Source organism: Moorena sp. SIO4A5 (assembly GCF_010672005.1).
Lineage (GTDB): Bacteria > Cyanobacteriota > Cyanobacteriia > Cyanobacteriales > Coleofasciculaceae > Moorena.
In genome coordinates, this window is sequence record NZ_JAAHHZ010000001.1 from 176,242 (window position 1) to 191,100 (window position 14,859).

Sequence of the window (14,859 nt, forward strand, 5' to 3'; positions counted from 1 at the left end):
CTTTGTTACATTTATATATATAAAGTAAAAAAAGGTTGTAATCAATGCCATATACAGTAGAAGACGGCGGACGTTTGAACAATTTTGCTAAAGAGCCAAAAGTGTACCAGGCAGAGCCACCCACTGCAGCAGAAAAGCGCAACTACCTGATCTTGGGTGTAACAGCTCTGATTTTAGTAAGTGGCTTGATCTTTGTGGCTTTTTCAGCCTCTGGTGTGAGCTAGGTACTGCACAGAAGAAAGCTGTTGAAAAGCCAATTCAGTTCAAGCGTCCGGTCGCCATTAAAGCTTTTTGATGGCTTCCATCGCTTCTTGGTAATTTTCAGTTCTGCCTTGTTCTTGGAATAAATCAGCCGCTTTTTTGAAATCCTGAATCGCTTCCTCAACCTTATTGAGGTCAAGGCTTGCTAGACCCCGTTTATAAAACGCATCGGCAAAAGTGGGTTCAATTTTTAGAGTTTCTGTGTAATCAGCTACAGCAGCTTGATACTGTTTGAGCTTACTACGAGTTAAACCACGCTGGTAGTAAGCCATAGCATTTTTAGGATTAATCGACACAGCTCGATCGTAATCGGCAATTGCTTGGAAATAGTTCTCTATTTCAGAGTAGGCATTACCTCGACTGAGATAAACCGTATCATTATCGGGTGTCAGAGTAATAGCCTTGGAAAAATCAGCGATCGCTTCGATGTACTTCTTTTGCACAAAATAGGCATAGCCACGGTTGCTATAGGCTTCACCATAGTCGGTTTTAATCTTGATAGCAGCAGTGTAGTTATCAATCGCTTCTTGATAATTCCCCTGAATGTGGTGGACGTAGCCAAGATTGTAGTTGATATCAGGGTCATAGGGTTCCAGCTGCAAAGCCTGTTTGAAATCTGCCATTGCCTCTCGATAATTACCATTATCTAGTTGATCCACGCCCCGGTTGTAGAATTCCACAGCACTCATTCGGGGTATAGTCCTCACAGGCAATTCCGTATTAAAAGGGTCTTTCTCAACAGTGGGTTTTTCAGAATTGGCTGGCTGGGAAGGTTTGGCTTCAGAATCAGCCGGTTTTTCTTGGGAAGGTTGGGCTTGAGTATTAGCTGGTGGCTCTTCGGCAGGTTGGGCTTGAGTATTAGTTGGCTCTTTCTCAGAGGTCGGCTCTTGATTATCTGGCTCAGATCGGATAATCACTGGCACTGGAATTGGCGGCTGCTGAGCATAGACAGTTGCGGTAAAGCCAGTCAGTATTGTGGCAATTCCTAGACTAGAGATAGTTCGATAAGTTGGTTTCATGATTTTCCTTACAAAGCCTGATGATTTCCAGAATTGTTACCGTGTGCAGTTGTCTAAAATCGCTCTATTAGCTTGACTTCACTATCTATCACACATCTGGTGAGTGTCCAACCGGTAACAGAAAATACATAGAGGCAAGTACGATTAGTTAAAGATGAGACAATTAAGCAGCTGAGTTGACGTTCAATAGAGATGCTCAAAGAGATGCTCAAGAAAATTGCACCACTACTGCTGCTAGTGTTGAGTCTGGCTATACATGGCTGCACAACTGGTGCCAGTGGTCTACAAAGCTATGTAGACAGCCTTAAAGGTTATCAGTTTTTGTATCCCAACGGTTGGGTCCCTATCCAAGTGACTGATGGACCGGATGTAGTGTTCCACGATCTTATCGAAAGCACCGAAAATGTTAGTATGGTGATTAGCCCAGTGCCGGAAGGCAAGACCCTTGCTGATTTAGGTACACCCTCAGAAGTGGGGTATCAGCTGCAAAAAAATGCCTTTGCTCCTCCCGATTCTGGTCGCACAGCCGAGTTGGTTAATGCTGAAGCTCGTGAGGTAGCAGACAAGACTTATTACCTTTTAGAATACAACGTCCAACTTCCCAGCCAAGAACGGCACAATCTCGCCAGTGTGGTGGTTAACCGTGGCAAGCTCTACACCTTCAATGCTTCCACGACCGAACGACGCTGGGGTAAAATGAAAAATTTGTTGCAGACAGTGGTTAAGTCATTTTCAGTGAACTAGTAAACAGTTGAAGGTTACAGGTTGTTTGGTTGTTCGCGTAGCGTGGCCAATAGGCCAAGGTTACAGGTTGTTTGGTTGTTCGCGTAGCGTGGCCAATAGGCCAAGGTTACAGTTTGTTTGGTTGTTCGCGTAGCGTGGCCAATAGGCCAAGGTTACAGGTTGTTTGGTTGTTCGCGTAGCGTGGCCAATAGGCCAAGGTTACAGGTTGTTTGGTTGTTCGCGTAGCGTGGCCAATAGGCCAAGGTTACAGGTTGTTTGGTTGTTTAGTTGTTCGCCAAAGGCGTGCTGATCAGGTACAGTCTTTTTTGACGCTGATTTCCGTGAAACCCTCTTGCCTCTTGCCTCTTGCCTCTTGCCTCTTGCCTTAAAAGCATAAGCAATGTCGCTCAAACGTTTCTGAAAATTGCTATATGGATGTGCCGACTTTTGTATTAGCTTCAGCTTCTAGTGCTCGCAGACGATTGTTGCAAACTGCTGGTATTGAACCGGTGGTCTGCCAAAGCAATTTTGACGAATCTCAAGTGCAGCATCCGGAGCCAGCAACGTTAGTGCAGATTCTAGCTGAACAAAAAGCAAAAACTGTTGCTGATCAATTTAGTGACGCTCTGGTATTAGGCTGTGATTCTGTATTGAGTATGGAGGGTGGGATTTATGGCAAACCTCCTAACCCATCTGAAGCAATCGCTCGTTGGCAACAGATGCGAGGGACTACTGGAGAACTCTATACAGGTCATGCTTTAATTGACTTATCTCGGAACAAAACCATAGTGCGCTGTGGTGTAACGCGAGTTTATTTTGCCAATGTAAGCGATCGCGCTATAGAAGCCTATGTTGCTACTGGCGAACCCCTTAAATGTGCTGGTGCCTTTGCTTTGGAAGGTAGAGGGGGACTCTTCGTTGACAAAATCGAAGGCTGTCATAGTAATGTTATCGGTCTGAGCTTACCCCTGCTCCATCGAATGTTAGAGGAACTAGGATATGAAGTTACCGATTTTTGGCTAAGAACTAACAACTAACAACTAAAAACTAATAACGGGTGGATCTCCTAAAAAGCTGTTTGACCCGGTGGTTGGAACCGGCATCTTGGTGGAAGCAGCATCTTGGTGGAACGGGCATATTGGTGGAACCGGCATATTGGTGGAACCGGCATATTGGTGGAACCGGCATCTTGCCGGTTATCAATATTCCCAGACGGACTATCCCAACCCTGGCGACCGATAAAATGATTGCGAGCCCGTCTTATCACGCACCGTACCCAACTAAGGCAACAAAATCCATGACCACTAAAGACGACTTTAAACAACAAATCAAGGCAGGTAACATTAGGGATGCTCTGACCCTATCCCTAGGTGAAGCAGTGGAGTTAGAAATTACGACTTGGGTATCCTCATCTAGCCCAGCTCCTAATTCCTCAGCGGAGCTAGACCAGCCAACCTCTGATTGCCAAATGCGTACTAGCATGAATATTGTTGATGGTGAAATCAACAACGAAGTTGGTTCAGAGTTTATGGGCAATGGGCCTTACACTGAACTGAAGCAATTTCATCTACAGCAGGTAAAACAAGGACGCCAGACTATTCAGCAAAATTTGGAAAATTTGCAACAACTGTTTACGGTTCTGAGTACTACCATGGGTCGGCTACCTCAAGGCTCTGCTCTCGATACTGATAGTGGCTAAGCGTCTATCTTCCAAAAAAGGGAATACTATTTAACACTAAAAAAAATATAAATATTATTGATTTGATCTGCTACTTCCGTGACAGACAAAGTGTTCAGCAGTAATGGGCGCTGCTAAGTTGCTCAACTCGTTATCATCTGATATAAATTTCACCTAAATAATTTAATTAACCGAGTGTTTGTTGACGGTTGACGGTTGGGTGTTCACAGTCACCGAAAAACTCTCAACAACAGCTATATCCTTTAAAGAATCCTACCACTACAACCCAAGGGTGGACGTGGTAATATCAAAAATTCTTCATAATAAGTCAATCTAAACTAAGTTAGAAAACTACCCTAATAAGCGCGAGTGTACTATTATGGCTCCTAGAGATGACTTTAGACAATACCTTAAGACAGGGAACATTAAAGAGGCTCTTGTCCTAGCCCTGAGCGAAGCAGTTGATTTGAAAATTACCACCTGGGTAGCCGACACCAATGCTGATTTAGATGCAGCCCAGGCAAAACCTGGTCATCGTATGTGTACCCGCATTGATACCATTAACGGTGCCATCGACAATGAAGTGGGGGACCAGTTTATCGGCAATGGTCGCTATAGAGAACTGCGGCAATTTCACAATGATCAGGTGGCTCAAGGCAATCAAATTATTCAGAGCAACATCAAGAGTCTGCATAAGCTCTTTGAAGTTCTACTCACTCTAGGTTACCCAACTAGCACTACTGGGGTTATAGAGCCTGAATCCCCTAGGGTTGAAACCCATTTATTGCCAAGCACAGAACCAGTTACTGAAACCCGAGTAGCCATAGAGTCAGTAGAGTCAGTAGAGTCAGTAGAGTCAGTAGAGTCAGTAGAGTCAGTAGAGTCACACACAGAGCATCGTCTCGATACAGTTACTACAGCGGTTTTGGGGACTGGATTGGCAGCAGCAGCCGTTGCCTCTGCCTCGGAGTTAGTAGCAGAACCTCCCCCAGCCGAAGTAGAACCGACTCAGACAGCACCAGAGACACCCCCAACAATCTTTGGTGACCTTGAGTCAGTAACAGCTCCTACCCCAGGGAACCTTGATGATTCATTGGTTAATCCCTACACCGTAACTGAGCCGATCATCAAACCTGGATTGGTCGATGAAGTAGTCGATGAAGTAGTTTCTGAGGCTGGCTTGTTTCCAGAGATTACTGAGAGTAATGAATTGCCAGAAACTACTGACTTGGAACAGGAAGAAGCAATAGCAAACTTCCTAGAGGATAGGTGGTCAGAAACTGAGTCAGTTTTGGTACCTCCACCCCCCATTGAAGAGGAAACAGACATTTCTCCTGACTTTCTACCAGATACCGCACCAGAAGTGGAGTCAGTCTTGATAACTCCACCCCCGATTGAAGAGGAAACAGATGCTAGTATTGACTTGCTACCGGATACGGCACCAGAAGTGGAGTCAATCTTGGTACCTCCACCTCCGGTTCTAGAAGAAATCCAGGCTAGTCCTGACACTTTCCTAGAAACTGAGCCTGAACTACTAGAAGTACCCTCCGCAGAACTGGAATCCTCACTGATGCCATCGACAGATAGCACCCAGGCATTAGAAGCGGAAACTGAACAGGACGATTGGGATGACTCGATGTGGGAATTACTGGAGTCGCCTGATCACGAGCTAACTGACCAAGACGTTTCAGATGCAGAAATTGATCAACAATGGCAAGAATTCGTTGAAGAACAATCGGAATCTCAGTTCAAGCCATCCGATGCAGTGGATAATCAAAATTGGGAACTCCTGACATTAGAAGATTTGGAGTTAACGCCCTCATCACCAGAACCCACAACTGAAGCTTCAAACCAGGAATTAGAAGAGGAATGGGGTGATCTGTTTGAAGAAGATACACAACAGATTGATGCAGATCCTAACCTCTTCAGCCTAGAATCATTGGAGCTAGAAGAAAATGAGGATTGGGATGATTGGATGTTGGAACAACCGGAGCACTCATCACTAGAATTGACAACTCCTGAGATAGATTCATTGGATGTCTCTGAGGATAATGAGTGGGATGAACTAACGAAAAACGCGAATCCGTTCACTGCACCAAGCAATCTCAATGGATCAGCAACAGATTTAGAACTTGATGAAGACTGGGATGATTTCCCAACTGATGAACTGGAATCTTATCCATCTCTAGGAAATAGCTTGGAGCTATCGGCACCTTCGGAAAATCCAGATACTTCAGAACTGACAAATAAGCTAACTGATGACCATAACTTTAATCAGGATCAATCTCAAGAGTTAGATCCGTTTCTAGAAATCTCTGATATCACCGATCAATCACAGCAGGCATCTGAAGAACTCATGGAAGATTTGTTTGACTTTCCTGTGGCACAACAGAATGAATCTGAGCCGATCAAACTTGATGATGATAATTGGTCTAGCCTGGAAGAGTCACTATTTATCAAGAAACCACGTAAACAACAGGATTAATCTGGGCGTAATTAGCTTTTTCTGGTGCTAAAGGATAAGCAGTAAGCTTTGCCTGAGACTTCGCCCGTGGCATACACAGATTGCCCTAGGTCGATTTTGATTCCATAGAGGAGTCGAAATCGAGCATTCCTCCACCTATATTTAGGGTAGTTCATATATCATTACCATGGCCGTGACCAAGACCAGAAACCTTAAGCAACCAGCAACTACTGATGCAATATCACCTTTAAAACGAGGTGGGCTTGACCTTGGCGAATTTAATTCGCCACGGGTCGCACCTGATGTTACCTCTAAATTAGGTCAAACCCTTGATGAATTTTATGGCTCTTTGGGGGATGTCTTGATTGACATCACAGCCTTAGAAGTTAACACCATGGTAGTGGAGGAAATTAAGGGAGATAAATTTATCCCCTGGGAAACCTACCGGGATATTTACCCGATCTCAGCAGACTATCTAGAGCAACAGGGAATTCATCAGTCTTTACGCGATCGCTACCTTGAGTTACGTAAAACCTTGGAACTAGAGTACACCGTGCTTTTGAGTGATCCCAATTCACCCTTGTATGATCCCACTGTTCTAGAGCAGGCTAGAGGAGGCCAAGAAATCCTCACCGATCCCACAGTAGAACTGCACCAAATTAACACCCGACTACCAAACCCTACTAAAACCAGCAGTTCTGAGGAAATGCTTCAAGCGCAACAGATTCTTAAGAACAATCGTTTCTTGCGTTGTTTGCGTAAGCTCAGTGAACTGAAAGCAGCACTGGATAGTCGAAATCAGGCATTGCTAAAAACTAATTCACACCAACGGGCAAATGTCAAGTCAATCAATGATTTAATTTGCGCCCAAACTGTGATTCAACTAGATGGTGATGTGATCAACCGCTATGCTCAGGAAATTGTTAACCATCCTGATCGAGATTTGATTCTACACATCCACAAGCAAGGAGTCACTGCTAGTCAACAGCAGTGGAGAGGATTGCTAGAATTTATTTTGGGTTTGGTACAGGCGTCAGTTAGATCGGGTAATGGTCAAGGTTTACCTTGGCGTAATTGATGTATTCTAAGACCAAAGTAAAGATTACGGTTTGCTGATTCTAACCCTTAAAACTTACCACTACCGATTAATTGACATACTCCCGGCGCTGAATTAAAAATTACAGCGCGGGATTCTTAACTACAGTTAATTCTTGATTCAGCGACACCACTTACTGTTTCAAGTTGCCCATCTACAGCAGAGGTGGTAGTCTCCTCAAGCGTTCCCGGTTCCCCGGCAGTTTCCCTATGCCCTAGGGTACTGTTATACTCAACACCTAGAATGTTCATGCCTTTCTTTAAAATATTTAATGCCGCATTCGTATCTCGACAAATTTCTGTTTTACATCTTTGGCATTGATGGGTTCTAGTGCTAAGTGATTTCTTCACTCGATGACCACAATTTGAACAATCTTGGGACGTATAATTAGGAGAAACAGCTATCACTGTCTTATCCCAAACCTTGCCAAAATAGTCTAGCCATTGAGTGAATTGATACCACGAAGCATCAGAAATAGACTTAGCTAAATGATGGTTCTTGACCAGATTTTGTATCTTGAGGTCTTCATATACCACAACATCGTTAGATGTCACTACGCATCGAGCTAACTTAACAGCCCAATCTTTACGTTGGCGTTGAACCTTGCCTCCTAGCGTCGGCAGGCTAGCGCCAACAAATGTGCTTTACCTAATCTAATTCGGGCTTTGTGGTAGTTATTTGATTGGGGTTTCTTCCCCTTCACAAATTTTCTAGATAGCCGTCGTTGTAGTTTCTTGATTCGCTTTTCAGCTCGTCTTAAATACTTGGGATATATGGCGGCATTGTCGTTTTGGTCTTTATAGAAATACTTCAGACCTAAATCAATGCCTACTACATTCCCAGTATAGTTTCCCGGTTCAGACCGATTAGCATCAAAACAGAATTGTGCATAATAACCATCAGCTCGTCTCACCACTCTCACTCGATTAATCTTAAGTCTAAATAGATCTTCTCTGGTCTCATGATTACAGAATAGAGAAAACTTACCCGCTTTAAACCCATCGGTGAAATTAATCGTTAGACAATCTTCTGAAAGTTTCCATCCAGAGGTTTTATATTCAACCGTTCGCGCAGCGTCGGCAAAGCCGTTGCGAGAGTGTTTTTTGAACTGAGGATAGCCTTTCTTTTTGGCTCCTTCTCTACAACGGCGATAAAAGCTAGAGACAGAATTCCAAGCCCTCTCAGAGGCGGCCTGACGCGCCATCGAGTTTAACTTTTTGGCAAAAGGAAACGCACGAGCCAGTTCTTTACATAGCAGAGATAGACGAGCTTTGTTTACATTTGGCTCGTCCCGCCATAGTCTAACTGCTTTATTCCTGATGAACTGTGCAGTTTTTATGGCTTCATCCAAGGCTTGATATTGAACCTTAGACCCGTTTAACAACTTGGCTTCTCTAACTATCATGATTTAATTTTACCATAAACAAACGCAGATAACTAAAAGTTCTGCATTCTTTTTTTTATTGGTCGCAATTCATCCCAACACCAAACTAGCGTTATGGTGTGGGCCTTCTTGCTCCATTAAGGTAAAGCAACGCCATCCTAACCGCAACTCCACTAGTCACCTGTTGAGGAATTAAGCTAATATCGGGATCATCCATCAGCTCAGAACTAATTTCAACCCCTCGGTTAACTGGACCAGGATGGAGAATGTGAACGTTGGGTTGGCAAAGTTGGAGGCGCTCCCGGGTAATCCCATAACGCTGATGATATTCTCTCAAACTAGGCAACAAATGATTCGTCATACGTTCTTTTTGCAGCCGCAAGGTCATTACAAAGTCAGCATCTTTTAGTGCTGGTTCAATCTCCCAGTGAACATAGAGCTTAGGATGGGTAATTGGTAACTGTTGCGTAGAGGTAAGGGAATGGCTGCCTTGACTTGTGATCGGTACCGTTGCTTCTACAATCACAGGGGTTTCGGTGTACTGCCGCTGTTGACCAAGGCTAGACTTAGCCCATAACTGTTGCTGTTGCTTTTGCCTAGGTTGTTGGAGACGAGTACTACTGTATTCAGCAAATAATTGCGGAAGTAGGGTAGGTGGTCCAGCGAGATGAACCTGTGCCCCTGTCGCAAGCAGACTCCAGATATTGGAACGGGCAACTCGTGAGTGCAAAATATCTCCAACAATGGTAATCTTTTTTCCAGCAAGCAGTTCGATGCGGGGATTATCCCAGTCTAAGCAAGAACAAATTGTAAACAAATCCAGCAATCCTTGAGAAGGATGTTCATGTTGACCATCACCAGCGTTAAGTACACTTACCTGGACACCGAGTCGATTCATCTCAGTAGCAATAATTTGAGGAACTCCCGCCTGCCGATGGCGAATCACCATCATATTAGTTCCCATTGCCAGGTAAGTCTTCGCTGTATCAAGAATCGTTTCGCCCTTGCTTAAGGAAGATGTTCCTGGTGCAAAGTTTAGGATATCAGCAGAAAGACGCTTAGCCGCTAGTTCAAAACTGCTACGAGTACGGGTGGATGGTTCAAAAAACAAATTCGCAACCACGTGACCCTGTAGTGCAGGTACCTTTTTGGTGCGTCGGGAAAGTACCTCCCGAAAGCTAGCGGCAGTTTGTAACACTGTATTGTATTCATCTGGCGTAAAATCAGCCAGGGCAAGAATATGGCGGCGAGTCCAGGTGGCATTTGCCATAGAAGTCGTCAAGCAATTCAATAACTTAGTTTTGCTGCTCCTAACAGCTTTGAGAATTTCTGACACCCAGGAAACCCTAGATATCGATTAAGGTTAGCAGGTCGAGCAGTATTACCTACTTGGTATTATTGAGCCCCAAAACCTCAGATAACCTCAGCGCAAACCTGTGTTAAGGAAAAAAGCTGGTTTAGTGTTCGGTCTAAGAAGGTTTTCAAGAAAAGGTGCGACCCAAGGCCAGGTTCCCCAGCCATTGGAAAACGCACCATTAGCAGTTAATTTAAATCAATTGATTTAATCGATTAAATCCGCAAGTTAAATGCCCAGCACCATAAAACTGCGGTCAACTAATCTCCTGTCCGGTTGAATACTTAATAATTCCTTGATAATTAATCACGCTTTTTTGCTCGGACAAAACCGATTTGTGAACAGGCCATGACAGATTGGTGGACGTTTTATCAATGACTGATCACTAACGACAAAAAACCACAGACTATTTTAAAAGTGATTAACCGGACTTGATATAACACATCTATTTAATTGAGGGGTATAACCCGTCATGCCAACTATTCAATAGTATGCTCTACTCAAGAATATGGGTCAAGAGGCACACATTTTTGTTGCTGTGCTTTAATCTTTTGCTGAACTTTAACTGGTACTCCCTTCACTGCTTTACCATAGAGGCGTTGAAATTCCCGCTCAAAATGGGCAGCAACCATAGGACTATGAATAACTAATACCGTCTCATCGTTCCTGGTATTTGCTGCTTTTGACCAGTTGTGAGAGCCCGTAATCACTGTCTTTCCATCAAGAATGGCAAATTTGTGATGTAAGACATCTCCTTCTGGCAACTGAGGCACACCGACAGTAGCAATCGGTTGACGCCAAGGACGGTTACCAGTCTCATATTTACACTTGTGAGCAACAGCTACTCCCATCATGTCCAAACCCTCACTGTAATAGCGAAAAGCAAAACTTGGCTCAATTAGCGCTTTGACCTTAACACCCTGTTGATGGGATTTTTCTAAAACATTAGTTAGCCGTTGCTCGGAAAAGACAAATAAAGCGATGTTAATGGTTTCCCTAGCCTGAGGAAGGATTTGAGCGATCAGACCATTGCTACTCTGATGCCAAGGTTTGGTAGTGGAGGTTGGGGAGAATTGTATCGCGATAGTTGTATCCCCCACAGTCGTATCCCCCACAGTTGTATCCCCCACAGTTGTATCCCCCAGTCTCACCTGCTCTACTGGTCGCCATGGCTTCTTGAGACCAAACTTACTGTCTGGTTTACCGCCAGCACCATCCCCCCACATCACGTTAAATTCTTGGGTGAATTGGTTAGCTAACTCTACACTGTCAATCTTGAGTAGATTGTTGGGATTGCCACGACTGTCTCGAAACTGAAAGTCACCATGTAGATCACTAAGAGTGAAGTTGGCTGAGGTAATAATAGAAACTTTCTTATCAATAACTATAAACTTATGATGCATTAAGCCACTGCCTCGAGAACCATCCGCTGTGTCATCAATCATAGGTACACCACCATTTCCTAAGATGATTAAAGCGTCTCCTTCTGAAATTTCCGTTGCACTCAGCTGACCATCTCCGTCACGGTCGATCAATTTTAGAGACTCATTGTAGCGTGAGCGTTCTCTTTGGGGCAGTTTTGCTACTGAGCCAGCGGTTAGTTTACTGACCGGAAGGCTGTAGTTATTGTCTAAAATGACTCTGACTTTGACACCAGCTTGCTTACGTTCTACTAAAGCTTGGGCAATTCTGGGCATACGCAACTCCTGAACCGCCACATCTACTGTTGACTTTGCTGATGCGATCGCATCCACAATCACTTGCTCCAAGTTATCTCCCTCCCGAGTTACTCCCCGGTAAGGATCGGTGTATTGGGCTGACCTACTATGATTAAAGTAAGCCTGAACCCAAGGGTCTTGGGGCAGAGGGGGTTCAACAGACACCTGTGGCTGAGCTTGTTGACAGCCACACAACATCAATAGTATCAGCAAAGGATAATACAAATTCCAGTAAATACACGCTGGTTGGGAACTCAAGGCATCAAAAAACCCGATTGGATAGCTGATTTCCCCATGCTAACAGCACAATCTTCAAATAGATGCAGTTGTTGAATTAACATAAAATACCAGGGGATATCAGTTGCCATCTTGTTCAACTACCCCCCCCTAATTGCCTTTTTCTTATGGAATGCCTTACACCGAAGCCTAATTAGCGGGTTAGGGAGTTTAACCCGAACTACTGTCTTATGCCAAGACGAAAGAAAACATTCCCGTGTGGCCACAAGGGGTATGGTAAAACATGCCACCGATGTGATCAAAAAAACCGAGCACGGGAAGAGAAAAAACAGCAAAAACGGCAGTGGGAGTCTAGTTTTCAAGATGATCCCATTGACTTAAAAAACCTTCCTACCCATGTGGTGGTCAAAGCCCGTGGGATAATCGCTGGTTTGGAAAATCACCAGGATTACAGAGAATTTGGTGGCAAGCGGCTGCGCCACAACCGCTGGATCATCAGTATTCCTGTAACGCGCAACTACCGAATGATTTGTCACGACCAGGGTAGCTTATTAGTTCCTCACGCGGTTTTGTCCCACGAGGACTATAATGTTGGTAAACCAGGTGGTTAGTTATTAGTCACTACTTATTCGTTTTCAGTTATTAGTCACTAATTATTAGTCTTCAGTTATTATTCATCAGTTGGAGAGAGACCTGGAAAGGTTATATGCTGAAGGTAGAGATAGCTGGTTGCCTGAAAACCCATGCAAATTTATCTGGACTATAGCGCCAACACACCACCACGCTCAGAAGTCATTAAAACTATTCAAGATATCCTTACCCAGCAGTGGGGTAATCCCTCTAGCTTACACCAGTGGGGTCAGCGAGCGGCTATTGTACTGGAACAAGCTAGAATACAGGTGGCTAGGTTAATCAATGCACCAGCGGAATCGATTATATTTACCTCTGGCGGTACCGAGGCGGATAATTTGGTAGTGATGGGGGTTGCCCAAGGCTACAAAAAACCCCAGCATATGATTATTTCTAGTGTAGAGCATTCTGCGATCGCTCAACCAGTAGCCTGGTTGGAACAGTGGGGTTGGCAAGTGACTAGGCTACCAGTGGATTCACTGGGACGGGTCAATCCCAGTGATTTAAAAGCTGCCCTACAGGCAAATACAGTTTTAGTCTCCGTCATCTACGGTCAAAGTGAAGTAGGTACGCTCCAACCTATTGATGAACTCGGACAAATTGCTCGTCAACAGGGTGTCCTGTTTCATACCGATGCAGTTCAAGTAGCCGGACGGCTACCTATCGATGTTCAACAACTACCGGTGGATTTGCTGTCGATTTCCAGTCACAAAATTTATGGTCCGATGGGAGCAGGGGCACTGTATATCCGCCCTGGTGTGGAGTTAGTTACCCTGATCTCCGGTGGTGGACAAGAATCCCGATTGAGGTCTGGAACCCAGGCGGTGCCAGTAATTGCTGGGTTTGGCATGGCAGCAGAACTAGCAGCAGCGCAAATGCTAACAGAGACACCTCGGTTAATTCGATTACGCGATCGCATGTTTGACCAACTCGCTGATACTCCCAATCTCATTCCCACTGGTTCTCGAGACTATCGCTTACCCCATCACGTTAGTTTCTGTGTGACTTCCCCTGGTGAGGGTGTCACTGGAAAAACTCTAGTGCGCCAGTTTAATCAGGCTGGTATTGGGATTAGTGCAGGTTCCGCTTGCCACAGTGGTAAACTGAGTCCGAGTCCGATCTTGTTAGCAATGGGTTACAGTGATACAGCTGCTTTGGCTGGAATTCGGTTGACACTGGGGCGAGATACCACAGAATCTGATGTAGATTGGACGGTGATGGTACTCAAGCAAATTTTAGAACGACTGATGCCACAACCAACATTATCCACGGTCTAAGTTAAAGTCTAACTTTGCTCAAAAAAGGCTCAATTGCTCCTATGGGTAGGGTTGATTGGGTGGGATTAGTGTGGCGAGACATTTATATTTGAAGCCATTAATATTAAAGTCTTTGATAAAGACACATACGGACAGACTCATGAGTGAACTTCCTTTGAGCTTAGAAGATGCGATCGCTCAAGCTAAACAAGCGACCAAAGCCGCCCTAGATGACGGTCAAACCAGGGTACAAGTGGAGTTGGTCTTTCCAGAAATTGCCCTACAAGCCCAGTCAATCGCCCAAGCATTTATTCCGATATTTGAGCAGTATGGCTCCGGACTGAAAATCTTCTTTCCTGATACCGGTGCTTCAGCCCTTGCCCATCGTGACTGGGGAGAGGTACCGTTTAAAATTACTGATGTTGGCACCAGTCGCTCCCCAGAAGAAACTAGAATTGATGATGATGACCAGGTTTTCTTGCTAGTGGGTCCATCTGCTGTGGAAGTAGCCCAAGTGGAAAAGATTTGCAATTTGGCTGGAGATCGCCCTTGTGTGATCCTAAATCCTCAGCTCGAAGATGTCTCGATTGTAGGGATTGGCTATGCCGCACGTCAGTTACGCGATCGCTTCCTGAAAACCCTGGAGTCTTGTTATTATCTGCGACCCTTTCCAGGAGGGGCTCTATGGCGTTGTTACCCTTCTGTGTGGCAAGTATGGCTAGAAATCGATGATGAGTATCAGTTGGTGACTGAAGAACCCAGCAAACCGACAGCAGAGGCTATTGAGCAAATTATACTTAAGGCAAGTCTAGTTAACACAACTAGCCCAGAAGATTCTCAAAGTATACCATCTGCCCAAAAAAAACAGTCGTTATTCTCAGGTATCCAGAAATTCTTAAATGCTCTGAGTCGTTGAACTTACAGTTGAACTGAGATCAGAAAAACGTTATTAGAAATCTAGCTAGCGAGGCCAGAAAACCTCGTATGTATAGATCCGAGAGTGTTAAGCTACCTCTTGGCTAGTTAGTGGGATGAAATT

The 14,859-nt window shown here is 44.5% G+C and carries 13 protein-coding genes and 1 pseudogene; 9 read left to right on the top strand and 5 right to left on the bottom strand.

Annotation, left to right across the window (positions count from 1 at the left end; genetic code table 11):
- Positions 1 to 44: 44 nt before the first annotated feature.
- Positions 45 to 224 (top strand): ssl1498 family light-harvesting-like protein, encoded by a 180-nt coding sequence (locus F6K57_RS00875; protein ID WP_293028487.1) that lies wholly within the window; start codon positions 45 to 47, stop codon positions 222 to 224.
- Positions 225 to 281: 57 nt separating this feature from the next.
- Here F6K57_RS00875 and F6K57_RS00880 read toward each other — a convergent pair whose 3' ends face one another.
- Complete coding sequence (locus tag F6K57_RS00880) at positions 282 to 1,280, bottom strand: tetratricopeptide repeat protein (protein WP_293028485.1); 999 nt, start codon at positions 1,278 to 1,280, stop codon at positions 282 to 284.
- Between the two features lie 204 nt (positions 1,281 to 1,484).
- On the opposite strand from F6K57_RS00880, the gene psbP reads away from it, so the two are divergent.
- Positions 1,485 to 2,024, top strand: coding sequence for a photosystem II reaction center PsbP (gene psbP / locus F6K57_RS00885; RefSeq protein WP_293028483.1), 540 nt, complete (start codon positions 1,485 to 1,487; stop codon positions 2,022 to 2,024).
- Between the two features lie 198 nt (positions 2,025 to 2,222).
- On the opposite strand, the gene F6K57_RS00890 is transcribed toward psbP, so the two are convergent.
- Positions 2,223 to 2,414: a hypothetical protein gene (locus F6K57_RS00890; RefSeq protein WP_293063990.1), complete on the bottom strand. Its 192-nt coding sequence runs from the start codon at positions 2,412 to 2,414 to the stop codon at positions 2,223 to 2,225.
- 20 nt (positions 2,415 to 2,434) lie between these two features.
- Between F6K57_RS00890 and F6K57_RS00895 the strand changes: the two genes are divergently transcribed.
- The 4 genes from F6K57_RS00895 to F6K57_RS00910 all read left to right on the top strand — a co-directional run bounded on the left by F6K57_RS00895 (position 2,435) and on the right by F6K57_RS00910 (position 7,223).
- Complete coding sequence (locus tag F6K57_RS00895; RefSeq protein ID WP_293063992.1) at positions 2,435 to 3,040, top strand: nucleoside triphosphate pyrophosphatase; 606 nt, start codon at positions 2,435 to 2,437, stop codon at positions 3,038 to 3,040.
- Between the two features lie 20 nt (positions 3,041 to 3,060).
- Positions 3,061 to 3,702 carry a hypothetical protein gene (locus tag F6K57_RS00900; protein WP_293028476.1) on the top strand — a complete coding sequence of 214 codons (642 nt, stop codon included), beginning with the start codon at positions 3,061 to 3,063 and terminating at the stop codon, positions 3,700 to 3,702.
- Positions 3,703 to 4,060: 358 nt separating this feature from the next.
- Positions 4,061 to 6,166, top strand: coding sequence for a hypothetical protein (locus F6K57_RS00905; RefSeq protein ID WP_293063994.1), 2,106 nt, complete (start codon positions 4,061 to 4,063; stop codon positions 6,164 to 6,166).
- 166 nt (positions 6,167 to 6,332) lie between these two features.
- Positions 6,333 to 7,223 (top strand): hypothetical protein, encoded by an 891-nt coding sequence (locus tag F6K57_RS00910; protein ID WP_293063996.1) that lies wholly within the window; start codon positions 6,333 to 6,335, stop codon positions 7,221 to 7,223.
- A 116-nt stretch (positions 7,224 to 7,339) separates the two neighbouring features.
- Here F6K57_RS00910 and F6K57_RS00915 read toward each other — a convergent pair.
- The 3 genes and pseudogenes from F6K57_RS00915 to F6K57_RS00925 all read right to left on the bottom strand — a co-directional run bounded on the left by F6K57_RS00915 (position 7,340) and on the right by F6K57_RS00925 (position 11,895).
- A pseudogene (locus tag F6K57_RS00915) lies at positions 7,340 to 8,646 on the bottom strand (transposase).
- 91 nt (positions 8,647 to 8,737) lie between these two features.
- Positions 8,738 to 9,895 (bottom strand): aspartate carbamoyltransferase catalytic subunit, encoded by a 1,158-nt coding sequence (locus F6K57_RS00920; protein ID WP_293063999.1) that lies wholly within the window; start codon positions 9,893 to 9,895, stop codon positions 8,738 to 8,740.
- A 584-nt stretch (positions 9,896 to 10,479) separates the two neighbouring features.
- A complete protein-coding gene (locus F6K57_RS00925) occupies positions 10,480 to 11,895 on the bottom strand; it encodes a phospholipase D-like domain-containing protein (RefSeq protein ID WP_293064147.1) in 1,416 nt (471 codons plus the stop codon).
- A 269-nt stretch (positions 11,896 to 12,164) separates the two neighbouring features.
- Here F6K57_RS00925 and F6K57_RS00930 point away from each other — a divergent pair, with 269 nt between their 5' ends.
- From F6K57_RS00930 to F6K57_RS00940, 3 genes are all read left to right on the top strand, one after another.
- Complete coding sequence (locus F6K57_RS00930) at positions 12,165 to 12,545, top strand: hypothetical protein (protein ID WP_293023259.1); 381 nt, start codon at positions 12,165 to 12,167, stop codon at positions 12,543 to 12,545.
- 132 nt (positions 12,546 to 12,677) lie between these two features.
- The gene (locus tag F6K57_RS00935) at positions 12,678 to 13,841 is read left to right on the top strand and encodes a cysteine desulfurase family protein (RefSeq protein ID WP_293064002.1); all 1,164 of its coding nucleotides are present in this window, start codon (positions 12,678 to 12,680) and stop codon (positions 13,839 to 13,841) included.
- Positions 13,842 to 13,980: 139 nt separating this feature from the next.
- A complete protein-coding gene (locus F6K57_RS00940) occupies positions 13,981 to 14,736 on the top strand; it encodes a DUF1995 family protein (protein WP_293064005.1) in 756 nt (251 codons plus the stop codon).
- The last annotated feature ends 123 nt before the right edge of the window (positions 14,737 to 14,859 follow it).